General features: G+C 68.6%; 17 protein-coding genes and 1 pseudogene. 15 read left to right on the top strand and 3 right to left on the bottom strand.

All coding sequences use genetic code 11. From position 1 onward, the window contains the following. Nucleotides 1-28: 28 nt before the first annotated feature. From OG430_RS14030 to OG430_RS14010, 5 genes are all read left to right on the top strand, one after another. A complete protein-coding gene (locus OG430_RS14030; protein ID WP_327352816.1) occupies nucleotides 29-367 on the top strand; it encodes a hypothetical protein in 339 nt (112 codons plus the stop codon). 93 nt (nucleotides 368-460) lie between these two features. Next, nucleotides 461-1,666 carry an ATP-grasp domain-containing protein gene (locus OG430_RS14025; RefSeq protein WP_327359086.1) on the top strand — a complete coding sequence of 402 codons (1,206 nt, stop codon included), beginning with the start codon at nucleotides 461-463 and terminating at the stop codon, nucleotides 1,664-1,666. Nucleotides 1,667-1,782: 116 nt separating this feature from the next. Then, nucleotides 1,783-2,259 carry a hypothetical protein gene (locus OG430_RS14020; RefSeq protein ID WP_327352815.1) on the top strand — a complete coding sequence of 159 codons (477 nt, stop codon included), beginning with the start codon at nucleotides 1,783-1,785 and terminating at the stop codon, nucleotides 2,257-2,259. A gap of 25 nt (nucleotides 2,260-2,284) precedes the next feature. Beyond that, the gene (locus OG430_RS14015) at nucleotides 2,285-2,779 is read left to right on the top strand and encodes a hypothetical protein (RefSeq protein ID WP_327352814.1); all 495 of its coding nucleotides are present in this window, start codon (nucleotides 2,285-2,287) and stop codon (nucleotides 2,777-2,779) included. A 50-nt stretch (nucleotides 2,780-2,829) separates the two neighbouring features. After that, nucleotides 2,830-3,843 carry a SpaA isopeptide-forming pilin-related protein gene (locus OG430_RS14010; RefSeq protein WP_327352813.1) on the top strand — a complete coding sequence of 338 codons (1,014 nt, stop codon included), beginning with the start codon at nucleotides 2,830-2,832 and terminating at the stop codon, nucleotides 3,841-3,843. 177 nt (nucleotides 3,844-4,020) lie between these two features. Here OG430_RS14010 and OG430_RS14005 read toward each other — a convergent pair whose 3' ends face one another. Beyond that, the gene (locus OG430_RS14005; protein WP_327352812.1) at nucleotides 4,021-4,479 is read right to left on the bottom strand and encodes a DUF6233 domain-containing protein; all 459 of its coding nucleotides are present in this window, start codon (nucleotides 4,477-4,479) and stop codon (nucleotides 4,021-4,023) included. Between the two features lie 462 nt (nucleotides 4,480-4,941). On the opposite strand from OG430_RS14005, the gene OG430_RS14000 reads away from it, so the two are divergent. Beyond that, nucleotides 4,942-5,361 carry an MmcQ/YjbR family DNA-binding protein gene (locus OG430_RS14000; protein ID WP_327352811.1) on the top strand — a complete coding sequence of 140 codons (420 nt, stop codon included), beginning with the start codon at nucleotides 4,942-4,944 and terminating at the stop codon, nucleotides 5,359-5,361. A gap of 349 nt (nucleotides 5,362-5,710) precedes the next feature. On the opposite strand, the gene OG430_RS13995 is transcribed toward OG430_RS14000, so the two are convergent. Then, complete coding sequence (locus tag OG430_RS13995) at nucleotides 5,711-6,130, bottom strand: endonuclease domain-containing protein (RefSeq protein ID WP_327352810.1); 420 nt, start codon at nucleotides 6,128-6,130, stop codon at nucleotides 5,711-5,713. A 575-nt stretch (nucleotides 6,131-6,705) separates the two neighbouring features. Here OG430_RS13995 and OG430_RS13990 point away from each other — a divergent pair. The 3 genes from OG430_RS13990 to OG430_RS13980 all read left to right on the top strand — a co-directional run bounded on the left by OG430_RS13990 (nucleotide 6,706) and on the right by OG430_RS13980 (nucleotide 8,227). Further along, nucleotides 6,706-7,077 (top strand): DUF317 domain-containing protein, encoded by a 372-nt coding sequence (locus tag OG430_RS13990; RefSeq protein ID WP_327352809.1) that lies wholly within the window; start codon nucleotides 6,706-6,708, stop codon nucleotides 7,075-7,077. A 104-nt stretch (nucleotides 7,078-7,181) separates the two neighbouring features. Next, on the top strand, nucleotides 7,182-7,463 hold the full coding sequence (locus OG430_RS13985) for a hypothetical protein (protein ID WP_327359085.1): 282 nt from the start codon (nucleotides 7,182-7,184) through the stop codon (nucleotides 7,461-7,463). A gap of 77 nt (nucleotides 7,464-7,540) precedes the next feature. Beyond that, on the top strand, nucleotides 7,541-8,227 hold the full coding sequence (locus OG430_RS13980) for a DUF317 domain-containing protein (protein ID WP_327359084.1): 687 nt from the start codon (nucleotides 7,541-7,543) through the stop codon (nucleotides 8,225-8,227). Between the two features lie 208 nt (nucleotides 8,228-8,435). On the opposite strand, the pseudogene OG430_RS13975 reads toward OG430_RS13980, so the two are convergent. Continuing rightward, nucleotides 8,436-8,708 (bottom strand): annotated as a pseudogene (locus OG430_RS13975) (hypothetical protein); the annotation flags it as partial. Nucleotides 8,709-8,886: 178 nt separating this feature from the next. Between OG430_RS13975 and OG430_RS13970 the strand changes: the two are divergent. The 6 genes from OG430_RS13970 to OG430_RS13945 all read left to right on the top strand — a co-directional run bounded on the left by OG430_RS13970 (nucleotide 8,887) and on the right by OG430_RS13945 (nucleotide 15,799). After that, nucleotides 8,887-9,978 (top strand): tyrosine-type recombinase/integrase, encoded by a 1,092-nt coding sequence (locus OG430_RS13970; protein ID WP_327352808.1) that lies wholly within the window; start codon nucleotides 8,887-8,889, stop codon nucleotides 9,976-9,978. A gap of 9 nt (nucleotides 9,979-9,987) precedes the next feature. Then, on the top strand, nucleotides 9,988-10,314 hold the full coding sequence (locus OG430_RS13965) for a helix-turn-helix domain-containing protein (RefSeq protein WP_327352807.1): 327 nt from the start codon (nucleotides 9,988-9,990) through the stop codon (nucleotides 10,312-10,314). 9 nt (nucleotides 10,315-10,323) lie between these two features. Further along, nucleotides 10,324-12,831, top strand: a complete 2,508-nt coding sequence (locus OG430_RS13960; protein ID WP_327352806.1) for a hypothetical protein — start codon at nucleotides 10,324-10,326, stop codon at nucleotides 12,829-12,831. Nucleotides 12,832-13,248: 417 nt separating this feature from the next. Next, nucleotides 13,249-14,373: a type III polyketide synthase gene (locus OG430_RS13955; protein WP_327352805.1), complete on the top strand. Its 1,125-nt coding sequence runs from the start codon at nucleotides 13,249-13,251 to the stop codon at nucleotides 14,371-14,373. Between the two features lie 44 nt (nucleotides 14,374-14,417). Then, the gene (locus tag OG430_RS13950) at nucleotides 14,418-15,380 is read left to right on the top strand and encodes an aldo/keto reductase (RefSeq protein ID WP_442816492.1); all 963 of its coding nucleotides are present in this window, start codon (nucleotides 14,418-14,420) and stop codon (nucleotides 15,378-15,380) included. Beyond that, on the top strand, nucleotides 15,377-15,799 hold the full coding sequence (locus tag OG430_RS13945) for a nuclear transport factor 2 family protein (protein WP_327352804.1): 423 nt from the start codon (nucleotides 15,377-15,379) through the stop codon (nucleotides 15,797-15,799). Before OG430_RS13950 ends, OG430_RS13945 begins: the two co-directional genes overlap by 4 nt. Nucleotides 15,800-15,911: the final 112 nt, after the last annotated feature.

Here is a 15,911-nt window from a genome sequence, read left to right as displayed (position 1 = left end):
CTTCCTGCCCACCTCACGGAGATCCGCCATGTCCTCGTCCTACGCCCCGGCCGACCAGATGCTCCTGCCGATATCGCGACCTTCGTTCCGGGCGGGCTCACGCCCCACGCTGACCGACCGGTTCCTGGCCTTCGACGCCGAGCACCCGTACGTCTACCGCGCGTTGGAGCGCCTGACGGCCGACCGGCTCGCCGCAGGAGCCACCAAGATCGGGTTGAAGGCGCTGTTCGAGGACCTGCGCTGGCAACTGCCGACGGGCGTGCGTGGGCTGAACAACAACTACACCGCCCTCTACGCCAGGAAGTTGATCGAAGACCACCCGCACTGGGCGAGCGCCTTCGAACTGCGCCGCCGCCGCACCCCCTGACACCGGTCGCCTGCCTCAATTCCCCTTGCCCTGCAACTGTTTGGAGCCTTGTTGTCCTCTCGCCCCGTCGTCCTGGCCGTTGCCGCCGCCGACATGGAGGCGCACGCGTATCGCGGTACGTGCCTTGCGAACGTCGCCGCCCACTACGACGTCGTCCTGATCTCCGGCGCCGAGCCGACCTGGGAGAAGGAGTTCCTCCTCGACTACGCCGTCGCCGACCCCACCGACCAGGCGGCACTGGCCGCGGCCGGGCGCGAGCTCGCCGAGCGGCACGAGCTGGCCGGTGTGCTGACGTGGACCGAGTGGTACCTCGTCCCCGTCGCCCGTCTCGCACGCCAGCTCGGCCTGCCCACCACGGCTCCCGAGGCACTCCAGGGCTGCCGCAACAAACACACCTCGCGCACGCTGTTCGCCCGCCACGCGGTGCCCTCCGCCGTGTCGGTGAACGTGCGCACCGAGCACGAGGCGGCCGATGCCGCCGCACTGATCGGCTACCCCGTCGTCCTCAAGCCCGCCGCGCACGCCGCGAGCATGGGCGTCATCCGCGTCGATACAGCCGACGAACTCCCCGCCGCATACGCCTTCGCCGCGCAGACCGCAGGCCACGGAGTCGAGAGCACCCAGGTCCTGGTCGAGGAGTACCTCGACGGCCCGGAAGTGAGCGTCGAATGCGTCACCTATCAGGGGCAGACCACCGTGGTCGCCCTCACCCGCAAGACCGTCGGGATGCCGCCCTTCTTCGAGGAACTGGCGCACGTGGTCGACGCGAACGACCCGCTGCTCGCCGACGTGGCGCCGGTCGCCGTCGCGGCCCTCGACGCCGTCGGCGTCACCGACGGCGTCAGCCATGTCGAGATCCGTATCGTCGACGGCCGCCCGCGCCTGATCGAGGTCAACGCGCGCATCGCCGGAGACATGATCGGCCACCTCGTCCACCTGGCCACCGGCGTCGACCTGGCCCGCGCCGCCGCAGACATCGCCTGCGGAGTGCTGCCCGACCTCACCCCAACACGCAGTCAGGCAGCAGCAATCCGGCTGATCTACCCCGCCTACTCCGGCACCCTCACCGAGCGGCGCCTCGATGTCGAGTTCACCGACAGCCCCGACTGGCTCGAGCGCGTCACCTTCCACCGCGACGCCGGCGAAAGGCTAGTGCTCCCGCCGGACGGCGACATGTTCAGCGCCCGCATCGGCTACCTGATCACCACCGGACCCAGCGCAGAGGCCGCGCAGACCCGCTCCACCGAGGCGTACCGGCACCTGTCCGTCCAGGTCACCCCCGCCGAGCGCCCGCGCTGACCACACGCAGCGTCCCGCGCTGGAGCACCACCACAACTCCGTCGGCAGCCCTGCCAGCCCGGCCTTCCGGCCCCCGCCGCTGACCGATCAGATCACCTTCGCTCAAGAGAGACTACGTGGCCCTGCACGCACAGCAGTTCTTCGATGACGTCCTCGAACTGCCGCTCCACCAGTACGCCATCGTCGGCGACGCCTTGTACGCAGCCCCGCAGCCGAACTCGCCGCTGCGGCTACGGATCGACTTCGCCCCCACCATCCGCCACGGCGAGTACAACGGACTGCGCCTGCGCGTCATCCACCCTGACCAGGGCGTCCTCGACACCGCGATCCTCCGTTTCGCTGACCACGGAACCTTCGCCCGCCGCGATGCTGCCCGCGACCTCGTGGCCGGCAAAGACGGCTACGCCGTCATCCGTGACTGGCACGCCCACATCAGCCAGCCGCCGTGGCACGGCGCGGACGGCACAGGGCTGCGAACGGCGATCGAGCAGTACGCCCACCTCTGGTTCTCGCCCCCGCCGGCCGTGTCCCGACCGTCTGCCCTACCTGTCGCCCAGCCCACTCCCAGCACCAGCTCACCCCGCACCCGCTGACCACCACCTCGCCACGGAGTTGTGGATGTCCCCACCTCGCTGGTTCCCCTCCCACCGACGACCACCGCCACCGACCACCGCGGTCCACGGCCCGCCCCCGCCGCCTGGCCCGAACGGCTTCTGGCTCACCGACCCTGACTTCCGCGACCGGCTGCACAGCGCCACGCTGACCCTCCTCGACATCGTCGAGGACTGCCTGAACGACGACATCCCGCTCACCGAACTCCTCGACGGCGCCCGCGACCACGCCGAGCACATGCTCGGCATCCCCAGCTCCTACGGCGTCCTCGTCGAAGCCGAGGCCGCAGCGCAGATCGTTCAGGCCGCCGGCCTCGACGTCGGATCCCCCTTCGGACTTGGCATCGCCCAGGGCCTGGCCGGCATCGAGCAGCTGCCCGTCGAGCAGCAACAGCAACTCGTCCGTGCCGCCGCCCGCCGCTACGCCATCACCGCGCCCTCCCACCCGGCGAGCGGGCCGGCCGCCTCGCCCCCGAGACCGACGCCGGGCCGCTCCCGCTGAGCCCACCCACCTTCACCTGTTCCCGCCCGTATCCCTTGGAGAGTCCCTTCTTGCGCATCCGTTCCGCTCGCACCCTCCCTGTCGCTGTAGCCGTCGCCGCTGCGGTGACCGGCAACCTGTCCTGGGCGCCGACCGCATCGGCCCAGAGCACCGAGCCCACACCGTCCACGTCCACGTCCTCGACTCCGCGCAACGCGGCCGAGGCGGAGACCGGCGGCGTGGCCATCTTGAAGAAGGACCCCGGAGGCGACGTGCTCGGCGGCGCGTCCTTCACCCTGTTCGACTCCGCGGGCAAGGAAGCCGCCAACGGCAAGACCGACGCCCAGGGGCAGCTCGCTTTCAAGGACCTCACGCCGGGGGTCTACCGCCTCAAGGAGGTCACCAGCGGCAGCCCTCTGCACGACACGGTCGACGACCAGGACGTGATCGTCACCCCCGGCGTTGACACACCACTCACGATCGTCGACCCGTTCAAGGACGCCTCGGTCCTGCTGAAGGCCAAGGACGACAAGACCGGCAAGCTGCTGGCCGGGTCCACGGTCAACATCGGTAGCGGAGACAAGACCCTACTGACGCTGACCACCGGCTCCGACGGCACGGCCAGCGGCAAGCTGCCCATCAACTCCCGTACCGGCAGTGACTTCTGGGTCAAGCAGGTGAAGGCGCCCGAGGGCTACGAGATCTACAAGCCCTCGAAGGCGTTCAAGGCCAAGCCGGGCGATCCCGTGACCGTGACCGTCAGCAACGCCAAGACCGCCACCACCCCGCCGCCCACGGAAGAGCCGACCGACCCCACCACCAAGCCGACCCCAGACAAGCCTGGCAAGGACGAGGACACCCCGAAGCCGTCCGCCTCGGCCTCGGACACCCCGGCCTCCGAAGCGACCGCGTCGAGCACCGCGGCCCCCGCGCCCGATGGCGCCCTCGCGCACACCGGCGCTGACGCCACCCCGTGGCTGATCGGCGGCGCCGGAGTGCTTCTCGCCGTCGGCGGAGGCGCCCTCGTGGTGGCCCGCCGACGGCGCACGGACAATTCCACCGCCGACGGCTCCACCGAGAGCTGACGCCACCCGCTTTCACCACACTGGGCCCCCGGAATCTCGCGATTCCGGGGGCTTTGCCATGTCCGGCTCCCGGTATCGGAGATACCCGCAGGAGTCTCCTGTCGGCCGGTGGGCATCAAGGCTTTTGGTCTGCGAGCGCATGCTGCCCGCCGCGTGCGCCGCGAAGTCCTGCACCTGCTAGCCGTAGCCCTGGCTCAACTGCAGTGCGGGCACGAGCACTTCGGCGGCGGCGCAGTCGTGGCACGCTTTCGCTCCAGGGCGCATGAGTGCGTCCAGTGCCTCCATTGCACCCAGCTCCCGGCCCCCGCCAGCTGCTTTTCGGCAGGCTGCGTCGTGTACAACCGTGCCGCCCCGGCGATCCGAATCCTGGCGGACGACCCACCCCGAGGGCGGGGGTGTAGGCGTGGCTGGCCTGCGTCGGTGCGTAGGGATCGCTGACAGGTCGACTCCGTCGATCGGCCGAAGCTGCCGGTCCGTGACCCATACCGAATATTCGGCGGGCTTCACGCCGTCTTCCGTCGCGACCCAGGAAGGCACCCCAATACGAAACCGCCACGGAAACCGGCCCGTGGTCTGCAGTCGCTCGTACAGGCGCACCCGAATCTCCTGTTGGTCCGGTGTGACCAGTGTGATCATGGCGAACGGTAGGGGTGGAGGGCCGGTCACAGTGATCAGCCCCCTACACGGCCGTGGTCTCCAGTGCCCGTGCCACGCGGCGCAGCTCTGCGCGAGCAACCGACGGGCAGCACTGCGCCGACCAGTGAGGGTGCCGTGCGATCCGCGACGACAGCAAAAGGAGCCGACGCCGCAGCGCCGTGGCCCCTGCGGTGGGTGGCAGCGCGGAGAGCGTCTCGTATGCGTGGAGCCACTCGCGTTGGGCTTGCAGTAGGTCGTTGGGGTACGGCACGGTCTCCATGTCGCTATTCAAGCACTTGTTCGATTTCGGTTGCATCTCTCGTCGGTCCTTCGTGCTGGCCAGTCGCGTACTGACCTGTCGCAATGAAGGTTGAGTGATTCTCAGCGAAGGTTGGTGACCGCAGGCTTCCCTGCCCAGCCGCTTCCGGCGCGGAATTTTCCGGCGGTCGCTAGTGTCGGCCCATGTCCAGTCCTGGAGACGTGCCGCCGGAGATCCTGAACCGGTCGCGGTCGATCTGCCGGCAGCTGCCCGAGTCGTACGAGGAACCAGCCTGGATCGGCGTGCGCTGGCGGATCCGTACGCGGACGTTCGTCCATGTCTACACGCCGGACGTGGATCGCTACCCGGTCTACGCCTCGTATGCGACCGCAGATCAGGAACTGGTCGTGATGACTTTTCGGGTACCCGTCGACGACCTGCTCGGCCTGACCGCCGGTGGGTTCCCGTTCCTCCGTGCCGACTGGGGCCATAACGTCGTCGCCGCCGTTCTCGGTGACCACACCGACTGGACCGAGCTTGCGGAACTGATCACCGACAGCTACCGCAAGATGGCCCCGAAGTTCCTCGCCGCGCGGGTCCCCCTCCTGCCACCGATCAGCTGACCGGCGGTGGGCCTCGTCTCCCGCCACAAGGACCGAATCCGCCAGAAGCAGCCGCTCAACCTTCCCTGAGAATCACTCAACCTTCATTGCGACAGGTCACGTACTCAGCTTCGTCCGGTGCCTGCCGCCGGCCGTCTGGTGGCCGGCCCCGGAGGGTGCGCGGCACTCCTTGGAGGAGCTGACCGGTAGGCATCTCCGTGTCCGCTGCCAGCCTCCACCTGAAACGTATGAGGGAGGACGGGCTAGAGGAGTACGCAGTCGTCGATGCCCGCACTGCGGGCGCTGAACGGGCTCAGCCGTCCCGGAATTGGGCTTGTGGTCGATGCCCCACGCGCGTCAGTTGCCTGCCTCACATGCTCGGTTGCGTCAGCTGGTCCCACCAGGGAAAGGCCGCGCCTCGGTACGGTGCTGGAAGAGGTTCGGCGTAGCCGGTTCGGGCGCTGTAGTAGCGCAGTCGAATGTCCAGGAGGGCAGCAGGGGGACGTTGCCGGTACCTGTCGATGGCCCCGGAGCAGTGGTGCCAGTTTCCTTCCTTCACGTTGCAGGAGGCGCACAACATCCCGCGGATCAGGCCGCTGACGTGACAGTGATCGGTGACCAACTTGGCGTCGATGCTGCACACTGTGCAGCAGCCGTCCTGCCAATACATCAACGCCATCTCGCCCCGGGACTCCGCTGTGGACTTTTCGCCCAGCAGTCTCCTGACCCAAGAGGCGTTCCTGTCGTCCTGCAGGGCTTCTTGCCGGTGATCAGCGTTGAGCTCTTCCACCGCGTCCGACGGAACACTCCACGACCAACAGGCTGGCTCCTCCCACCTCAGCTCTCCCTCTTCGAGTAGCGCGCTGATATCCCCATCGGGTGTCAATCCGAGTCCCAGGCGCCCCCGGTCTTCGGATGCCAGGTGTCGGATGCAACGCCGGGGGCCGTCCTTCGACGGGCCGCCGACTGCGGGGAAATGGCACAGACGCTCGGGCCAGCGTGCGGAGATGCGCTGCTCGCAGACCCACCGCATCCCGGTTTCGTCCATGCGTGAAGAGATCGTCATGCCGCACGCATAGCGCCCTTCGCGCGCGAGATGAAACCGCCACGCCCACCCCGCGCTCAGCAGGGGCGCAACCGCCCCGATCGCAGCGGTACCGGCCAACGGCGGTCGGAGCGGCACGAGGGCGTGACGCCTGGGTTCGGTGTCAAACGCCCGATTGGATGACAGGGCGACTGGCTTCACTGTCCAAGGACAAGTTCGCCTGCGGCAGACAGGAAAGATCCCGAAAGGACTGGTGGACTCCGCAACAGGATGTCAACCTGAACGACCTTCCGAAAACCCCAGGTCAGAGAGGTGATGCTGTGGCATTGGATGCGGCGCAACCCGGATTCGCCACCACGGTCGCGGCCCTTCGGCTCCGCTCCTGGAAGCTCGGTGCCGGCCAGGCGATGGAGGTGATCGACCAGTTCTCGGACGCCGACTTCACGCACATCGTCGACGATCGCTCCGACGTCCACGTCAGCTCGCGCGACGGCCGGTTCTACCTCGGCTACTTCCCCAACGGCCGGCCCGGCGGCGCGGACGAGGACTGGGTGACGGGCGAGGGCTGGGTCATCGCCGTCACCGGCACAGCGAACGTCCCCGGCTACCGGATGGCCTTCAGCACGGACACACCGGCGGAGATCGTGGCCGATGCCGTCGCCCGGATCCTGTCAACGTCCCGCCCGGCGTGACGGGCACGTCCCCTTCTCTCCATACGCGCCGCGTACCCTGCCTCTGCTCTCGCGGCCTCGTCCGCTATCGCTAGGAGAACGCCTTGAACCCGCACTCGTCCGAGATGACCGTCGGCGACCTTCGCGACCTGCTGTCCACCTGCGACCGCGACACGCCCGTTCGTCTCGCCATCAACCCCTTCTTCCCCATGGCCCACCGCCTGGGCGGTGTGGAGAAGGCGGTGGACGAGCATGGCCGGCCGATGGTCTACATCGCCGAGTCCCCGGAGGCCGAGCAGTTCGGCCCCCTGCCACCCGCCGTGGCCGTCGCTCTGACCTGGCAGGGTCCGATCGAGGCACCCCCGCGCCGCCGACGCGGCGCGACCGGGCCGAACAACGGCCAGTGATTCACCCCGAACTGACGGAGGCGCCCCTGCACCCGCACCACCCCATCGATCCCTCCCACTCCGCCTCGCCGGCCCCGCTGTACTGGGTCACCCCGCGCCACCTGGCCGGTGACGATGGCGTCCTCGCCGAGCGGATCGGCGACACTCTGACCGGACTCGGTTGGCGGATGTGGCCGACGTCCCGCAACTCCCTGCTCTATACGAGCCCCGACGGCTTGCGCGGCGCCGAGTGGATCCTCGCCGCCTACCCGTTCGAGCTGGGCGGCCTCCCGGTGGCCTGGCAGTTGTCGGCCCGCCCGCACCCTGCCTCGGCCCTGACCGAGTGGAACGCGTACTTCACCGCTGGCGTACCGCACGAGGCGCTCACCGACTTCCTGCTCGCGCTCGACGCCAGCGAGACCCCCGATGCCGGGCTCGAGAACGCCGAGGCGGTGCTCACCGCGCTCAGCGCCCGAGGCTGGCTGCGCGACATTGACCGTCCGCGTACGACCGCCACCGACCCCGGCTTCTCCACGAACGTCTCGCTGGAGTTGCTGCCGCCCCTCATCCACGACGCCGACCCCCGCAATGACCTGCTGGGCTGGCAGGCGTGGGCGGAACCCGTGCTCGGGGCGCCGTACCTGTGGTGTGCGAGCTTCAGCGCGAGCGCCCCGCACGAGCTGGTCGCGGCCTTCGCCTCCTCGCTCGCCGCACCCGGCCCGGTACCGCGCCGCACGCTGCCCGAAGGCGCGGAGGAACGTCTCACCGTCGTCCGCCGCAGCTGACGATGGCCCCTGCCCGCAACCTCTGCCCGGTTGTCGAGTCTCTACGGCTCGGCGACCGGGCCTTTTTGCCGTACTGAGATCCGGCGGCTCGAGCTTGTCGACGCCCCCGGCGTAGCGGGCCTCTCGTCACGCCGGGCTCGCAGTGTCCACCACGCAGAAGGCCCCTGCCACGAATAGCCATTCGCGGCAGGGGCCTTGGGCTTTCGGCTCACTCTGCAGAGCGCGCCTTGTCGAGCGCCTTGTCCAGGTGGGCGTCCACGAGGCCCGGCGAGCCAGAGACGATGACCAGGACGTTTCCGGTGCGGATCGCCGTCTGCTTGACGACGGTGCGCTGTCCGCCGGCGGAGAAGGTGAGCAGCTGGCTCCACTGGTCGTCGCCCAGGTCCGGCGCGGCCGTCTTCTCGGTGCCCATGTCGACAACGGTGCTGCCCGAAGCCACCTGGTACGAGGGGCAGGAGAGCATCGCGTCGAAGACCTTCGAACCCCGGGCAATTGCATCTGCTGCATGATCCCCGGAACTGCGACCTGGTGACCTGTAGCGTCGTTCCACTCAACTCACTGCTGAGTAAGAACCCTTGGCCTGGCCCTTTACACAACTGATTGCATTTGATGCATGATTCGAGCACTCGATAGTGGGGGTGCGCGTGCCGCGAACGGGAATGAGCGATGCTTCGGCGCGGCTGGTCCTGCTGGATGGCGTCGCGCTGCTTCACCCTGAAGACGCTGTGCTTGAGGCGATGTTGGAGGGGTGGGCCCGGCAGCAGCGTGGCGGGCGTCGGCTTCAGCAAAAGACGGTCTCTGACCGGCAGCGTGTGGTCCGGGCCTTCGGCACGTTTGCCAACGCCTATCCGTGGTGCTGGTCGGCGGCGGACGTCGACGAGTGGACGACGTATCTGATCGCGGAGTTGAAGCGGGCGGAGTCGACCATCCGCAGCTATCAGACCGCGGTGCGACTGTTCTGCGACTACATCACCTCGCCGCACTACCAGTGGCCGCAGGAGTGCGAGGCCCGTTTTGGTACGCACCCCGTTCAGGTCTGCCACGAGTGGAACACCGCTGCGCACCTGGTCGATTACGAGGGTGGCGCGGACCGGCGTCCGATGACGCGTGAGGAGATCCAGCTCTTCCTCGACCATGCGGATGGGCAGGTGGAACGGGCGGTCCGGCTGGGCCGCAAGGGGGCCCTGGCGGCGTATCGCGATGCGACGGTGTTCAAGGCGATATACGGGTGGGGGCTGCGGTGTACGGAGACCTCCCGGCTGGACGTCACAGACTTCTATCGCAACGCCAAGGCGCCGGAGCTGGGCCGGTTCGGCTCGCTGCAGGTCCGCTACGGCAAGCGCACCAAGGGCTCGCCACCGCGTCGTCGCATGGTGCTGAGCGTCATGCCCTGGGCCGTGGAGGCGGTCGAGGACTACGTGACCAACGCGCGCCCGCGCTATGTGGCGGCGGGCGAGAAGCCGGCGCTCTGGCTGACCGAGCGGGGAGGCCGGTTGCAGGCCCGGGAGATCGAGGAACGGTTCGCCAACTACCGTGATGTGCTGGGGTTGGACAAGGATCTTGTGCCGCACTGTCTGCGCCACAGCCATGTGACCCATCAGATCGAGGACGGCGCGGACCCGGCGTTCGTGCAACGTCAGGTAGGCCACCGTCACCCCTCCACGACCGCTATCTACACGGGGGTCAGCGGGGACTTCATGAACACGATGATGCGCAAGGTCTTGGACCGTGCTCTTGAGGGCGGCCGGTAGGGAGATGACGTGACGGCGAAGCTGGACTACCGCTGGCATCTACGGGAGGTGATGGCTACTCGTGGGATGTTCTCCACCACGGATTTGCGCCCCCTGCTGGCTGAACGGGGCATCGATCTGTCGCCCAGCCAGACCTACCGCCTGGTGGTGGAGCGGCCCGAACGGCTCAGCCTCAAGACGCTGATGGCGCTACTCGACATCCTCGGCTGCGCGATGGACGAACTGATCGAACCCGTACCCGCCGCAGGGCGGCGCCGCGAAGCGGCAGCCGGTGCAGATGGTGATCCAGGGGTCGGTGATTTCCGCCCGCGGCGGGCCCGGATCGTGCGCGAGTAGACAACTGCCATGGACAGTCAGGAACTTCCGCGGTACGCCACCGAGCCCGAAGCGGTCATCGTCGAGACGGTGCGCCAGATCGAGCCCGGACTCGACGAGCACGCGGTGGAGGCCGTGCTGGTGACGGCGATCAGCAAGCGCCCGCAGCGCCGTGACCTGGCACGGGTGCTGCAAGCCGACCCCGATCTGCTGACTTCTGGCAGGCCCGAGGGGCCCCGGACCATCGAGCGGTTGATCCGGGCCTTACGCGAACACGGTGCCGAGCGACTGGAGTTACCGCGGTGCGGAGACTGCCGCAAAGATCTCCCTCTGGTCGGCCTGGGCAACGGGCTGCGGATCTGCAGCCGCTGCCAGGGCCGCAGGCTCAACCACGCCAACCCCTGTGCCATCTGCGGCATCAAGGACTTCGCCAGCCGCGACCGCGAGGGCCGGCCGCGGTGCCGCAATCACCCGCCCGACGACGGGCGGGACCCGCTGGAGGCGATCGTCACGTTGATCGGTGCCCTGTCAGTCGGGCTCGATCGCGCGGTGATCCGTGAAGCGGTCCGTTCGGTGGAGCGCCGCCGCAACGGCCAGCGCCGTCTGCTGTGGGCCCTGGAGGACATCCCCGACCTTCTGCGGGGAAGGGGCGCCTTGGGCCCGCCCAAGACGGCTGCCCTGGCGCAGGAGCTCGTGGACCTCGGAGCCGTCGGCGTTACCATCCCCGCTTGCCCAATCTGCCACCGGACCGTGCGACTTGAGGTCGGCCGGGACGGACTGCGCTGCTGTATGCGGTGCTGGCACGCCTCCCGCCCCCAGCTGTGCGCTTTGTGCGGCAAGTCCCGGCCGGTGGGCGGCCGAACCCACGACGGTGCGCCCCTGTGCGCGAGCTGCCGCCATACCGACCCCTTCAACCACAGAGCGTGCGCCCAATGCGGCGCCATGCGGATCATGGTGGAACGAACGCAGCACGGGGCTTTGTGCGGCGGATGCCGCCAGCTACCAGAATCCGTCTGCTCAGGCTGCGGCTGCACGGCGCCCTGCCATTTCGCGAAGAGCCCCGCACCCCTGTGCAAGCCCTGTTCGGAGAAGGCGAAGCCGCGCGAGATATGCGTCGGCTGCGGCGGCGCGCGGCGCGTCAACTCCCGAACGCCAGAGGGCCGTCCGCTGTGCGGGCACTGCGGACAAACGCCGGTGCCGTGCTCGGGCTGCGGCAGGCTCCGCCGCATCAGCAGCCGTAGTCCGGACGGTGAGCCACTGTGCCGGCACTGCTGGAGCAAACATCCCGCGGCCCGCAGACCCTGCACCGAGTGCGGCACCGTGGAGCAGCCGTACGATCGAGGCCGGTGCGGCGCCTGCGTGGCCCGCCAGCGCCTGCGCAGTGTCCTGACCGGATCCCGCCACCGGATGCGGCCGGAGATCGAGCCGGTCTTCGCCGCGCTGCTGCGAGCCAAGCCCCACTCCCTACTGCGGTGGATTCGCCCCGCCTCTCCCCGCCACGCGATCCTCACGGCCTTGGCCGAGGGGAGCGGACCGATCACCCACGACACCCTGGACACCCTCCAACCCGCCGTGCCCGTACGGCATCTGCGCGCAGCCCTGGTCGCCGGCGGCGCCCTGCCGGCCCGGGACGAACTGCTCGCCCAACTCGAGGCGTGGCTGCCGAAGATCCTTTTCCGTGTCGAGGCCCTCGACGAGCGGCAGATCCTGCGGACCTACATCACATGGGGCCCGCTACGCCGCCTGCGCCGACGATCCACCACCAAGGCAGTCACCTACGGACAGATCGTCGGAGTCCGGCACGAGATCAAGACCGCGGTGCGCTTCATTGACTGGCTGCACCAGCAGGGCAGCACGCTGACCGGGTGCACCCAGGACCAGCTCGATGCCTGGCTGGACGAGGGTGCGCACCATCGGACGCTCATCCGCAGCTTCCTGCTCTGGACCAGCCGGCGCGGACACACCCGCCCGCTGGAAGCACCCACCTACACCAACGACTTCGGGCAGGAGGTCATTGCGCAGGATCACCGCTGGAACTTGGTCCGGCGCCTCATCCACGACGACACCCTGGATACCGTCGATCGGGCCGCCGGCCTCCTGCTGCTGCTCTTCGCCCAGCCCGCCGGCCGCATCACCCGGCTCACCACCCATCAGGTCACCGACCGGGACAGCACCTTGACCCTGCAGCTCGGCAGCGAGCCGGTCATCCTGCCACCGCCCCTGGACGACCTGATCCGCCAACTCGTACGACGACGTCAGGGCCGCGCTGTCACCGCGCCGCTCGACGAGTCCCCATGGCTCTTCCCCGGCGCCTACCCCGGCCAGCCCCTGACGCCCTACTCCCTGGGTGCACGTCTGAGGGCCCTGGGCATCCGCTGCCAAGTGGCACGTCGCTCCGCGCTGATCGAGATCGCCTCGGAATTACCCGCATACGTCATCAGCCGCCTGCTCGGATTCCACCAGACCACCGCGGACCAGTGGCAACGAGTCAGCCAGGGCTTCGGAGCCGCGTACGCCGCAGAGCTCACCCGCCGTTGACGCACCCTTTGTTGGGCCTGCACTGACGGGGCGCATAGGGTCCCGGCTGGCTGACGACCGTTTCGTAAAGCATCGTCGGAGATTGGTGCGCCGGAGGCGCCCGGCGTGAACAACGGCGCCCACGGCTCTCACTGAGCAGATCCATGACCATCATGATTGGTCTACGCCACCGCGCACCTCGTAGATCGCCAGCGCACTTCGTAGATCCTGAACACCTCAGGCGCTACCCCATGCGCCCTTTTGCTCGTTCGCCGCAGTGAACCAACATGAGATTGACCAAGCAGCGCAATCGCCCCGGCATTTCGCCGCAGGCTGGAGAGCTGCTGTTCAGTGAACCCCGCGCGCATGGCGCCGTGTTGCCCTCCCCGAGTCCACGGCTGGTTCCGCAAAGTGAAGTGACCGTGAGGAAGTGCGCGCATGTCTGTGCTGTGCCGACCCGCCGTATGGGTCCCGGAGAACACCATCTCGATGGAAGAAACGCTGGCGCTCGCGCGCCGGCTCCACCCCGACCATCCGAAGCTGCCGCTGGTCCTGCGGATGATCGAAAATACGGGTGTCGCGAAGCGGCACCTGATCCAGCCCATCGCGACAACGTTGTCGCACCCAGGATTTGAGGCCCGCAACCGCATCTACATCCGCGAGGCCCAGATCCGTATCCCGGATGTGGTGAAGCAGGCGCTGTCGTCGGCCGAGGTGACGGCTCGGGACATAGACGCGATCGTCTTCGTGTCCTGCACGGGCTTCGCGATGCCGCCGCTGACCGCCTGGATGATCAACGAGCTGGGGTTTCGCAGTGACACCCGGCAGATTCCCATCGCGCAGCTGGGCTGCGCGGCCGGCGGCACCGGGATCAACCGGGCGCATGACTTCTGCCGCGCCTACCCCGGCAGCAACGTGCTGATCGTGGCGTGCGAGTTCTGCTCGCTGTGCTATCAGCCCGACGACAACGATGTCGGCTCGCTGCTGTCCGACGGCCTGTTCGGCGACGCGATCGCCGCCGCGGTGGTCCGCGGCGACGGCGGCGGCTCGGGGATGCGGCTGGTGCGCAGCGCCTCGCACCTGGTGCCGGACACCGCGGACTGGATTCGCTACGAGGTGAAGGCGACCGGCTTCCACTTCCGCCTGGACCGGCGGGTGCCGGGCACCATGTCCGTGCTCGCCCCGGCTCTGCACGACCTGGCGAACGCGCACAACTGGGACGCCTCGCGCCTGGACTTCTACATCATCCACGCCGGCGGGCCACGGATCCTGGACGACCTGTCCCGCTACCTGATGGTGCCGTCGGTCGCCTTCAGGCACAGCCGGGCCACGCTCACCGAATACGGCAACATCGCCTCCGCAGTCGTCTTCGACGCCCTGCGCCGCCAGTTCGACGAGGGCCTGCCCGAAGGAGCCCGCGGTCTGCTGGCCGGCTTCGGACCCGGAATCACCGCCGAAACGTCCCTGGGCACCTGGAGCGCCCCCGACCCCATCCGGGTCGGCCGTCAGGCCGAAAGCGCTGACGGCCTGCTGGCGAACGTTCCGCCCGCGCTGCACCCCTGAGCCCGCGCACCGCATCCGCCCCTGCACAGAATCGAGGAACCGCTGTGACCACACCTGCCACGACCGTGTCCCAAACCTTCGCGCTGGGCGGAGACCTGATGGTCAACCGACTCGGCTACGGCGCCATGCACCTGACCGGCCCCGGAATGTGGGGACCGCCCACCAACCCGGACAAGGCCAAGTACCTGCTGCGCCGCGCGGTACGCGAGCTCGGAGTGAACTTCATCGACACCGCCGACTCCTACGGCCCCGGCTACAACGAGGAGATCATCAAGGAGGCCCTGCACCCCTACCCCGACAACCTGGTCATCGCCACCAAGGGCGGCATGCTGCGCAGCGGACCCGAAGACTGGGTCCGCGCGGAGGGCCGCGCCCCCTACATCGTCGCCCTGGGCCGGCCCGAATACCTGCGCCAGCAGGTCGAGTTGAGCCTGTACCGCCTCGGCCGCGAGTGCATCGACCTCTACCAGCTGCACCGCATCGACCCCCTCGTACCACTCGAAGACCAGCTCGGCGCGCTCGCCGAACTCCAACAGGCCGGCAAGATCCGCCACATCGGTCTGTCCGGCCAGCCCGAAGTCACCATCGAGCAGCTCGAAGCGGCCCGCGCCATCGTGGACATCGTCGCGGTGGAGAACCTCTACAACATCGCCGACCGCTCCGGCGAAGCAGTCCTCCAGCACGCCGAGAAGGAGAACATCGCCTTCATCCCCTGGTTCCCCCTCGGCCACGGCGACCTCGTGGGACCCACAGGAATCCTGACCAAGGCCGCCGCCAACCTGGGATGCACGGGCGCCCAGCTGGGCCTCGCCTGGCTGCTGCGCCACTCGCCCAACACCCTGCTCATCCCCGGCACCACGTCGGTCGCCCACCTCGAGGACAACCTCAAGGCCACCGACCTGCACCTGTCCGACCAGCAGTGGGACGAGATCGAAGCCCTGTGCGCCAAGGCCACACCGTGGCGGCCCACCGCCCCCGTCCCGGCCCAGGAAGGACCAGCACGATGACCACCGCCCACGCCCAGACCGCACACCCGCACGCCGAGGTCCTGCGCGCCGTCTATGCCGACCTGCCGAAACTGGCCGACTACGCCGCGGACGACATCGTGCTGCACCGCGCCGACCGCAGCGCCGAGGACCCCCGCGTGTGCCGCGGCATCCAGGCAGTGCTCGCCCACGAGCAGGCCCTCATCCGCCTCACCGGAAACACGCTGCTCATGGACGTGCAGCACATCGCGGCCAACGACTACTTCGGCGCCGTCCTCGGCATCCTGCGAGCGAAGCATCCACAGGAGATCGCCATGCCGTTCTGCGGCCTGTGGCGCTTCGAAGGCGGGGTCATCGTGGAGCACTGGGAAAACGCCTACCAGGCCGCCGAACTGCAGCACCTGTTCACCCCGCCCGCCCCGCGCACCAGCAGCGACTGACGCCACGGGACCGGCCGACGGAACACGGCATATCGGAGCCTCCATGCACGCTCAGCACACCCCACCTGCGCGCGAAGTACGGCTCACGTCCTTTCTGGACGGACTGGACCTG

Source organism: Streptomyces sp. NBC_01304 (genome assembly GCF_035975855.1).
Lineage (GTDB): Bacteria > Actinomycetota > Actinomycetes > Streptomycetales > Streptomycetaceae > Streptomyces.
Note: the sequence above shows the minus strand (reverse complement) of the source record. Positions and strands in the feature narration are given on the sequence as shown.

Excerpts from the sequence above, each read along its gene's own strand:
- OG430_RS13960 (WP_327352806.1), top strand. The coding sequence starts at position 10,324 with ATGGACAGTCAGGAACTTCCGCGGTACGCCACCGAGCCCGAAGCGGTC.
- OG430_RS14025 (WP_327359086.1), top strand. The coding sequence starts at position 461 with ATGGAGGCGCACGCGTATCGCGGTACGTGCCTTGCGAACGTCGCCGCC.
- OG430_RS13955 (WP_327352805.1), top strand. The coding sequence starts at position 13,249 with ATGTCTGTGCTGTGCCGACCCGCCGTATGGGTCCCGGAGAACACCATC.
- OG430_RS14015 (WP_327352814.1), top strand. The coding sequence starts at position 2,285 with ATGTCCCCACCTCGCTGGTTCCCCTCCCACCGACGACCACCGCCACCG.
- OG430_RS13945 (WP_327352804.1), top strand. The coding sequence starts at position 15,377 with ATGACCACCGCCCACGCCCAGACCGCACACCCGCACGCCGAGGTCCTG.
- OG430_RS13985 (WP_327359085.1), top strand. The coding sequence starts at position 7,182 with ATGACCGTCGGCGACCTTCGCGACCTGCTGTCCACCTGCGACCGCGAC.
- OG430_RS14030 (WP_327352816.1), top strand. The coding sequence starts at position 29 with ATGTCCTCGTCCTACGCCCCGGCCGACCAGATGCTCCTGCCGATATCG.
- OG430_RS14000 (WP_327352811.1), top strand. The coding sequence starts at position 4,942 with ATGTCCAGTCCTGGAGACGTGCCGCCGGAGATCCTGAACCGGTCGCGG.
- OG430_RS14005 (WP_327352812.1), bottom strand. The coding sequence starts at position 4,479 with ATGATCACACTGGTCACACCGGACCAACAGGAGATTCGGGTGCGCCTG.
- OG430_RS13970 (WP_327352808.1), top strand. The coding sequence starts at position 8,887 with ATGAGCGATGCTTCGGCGCGGCTGGTCCTGCTGGATGGCGTCGCGCTG.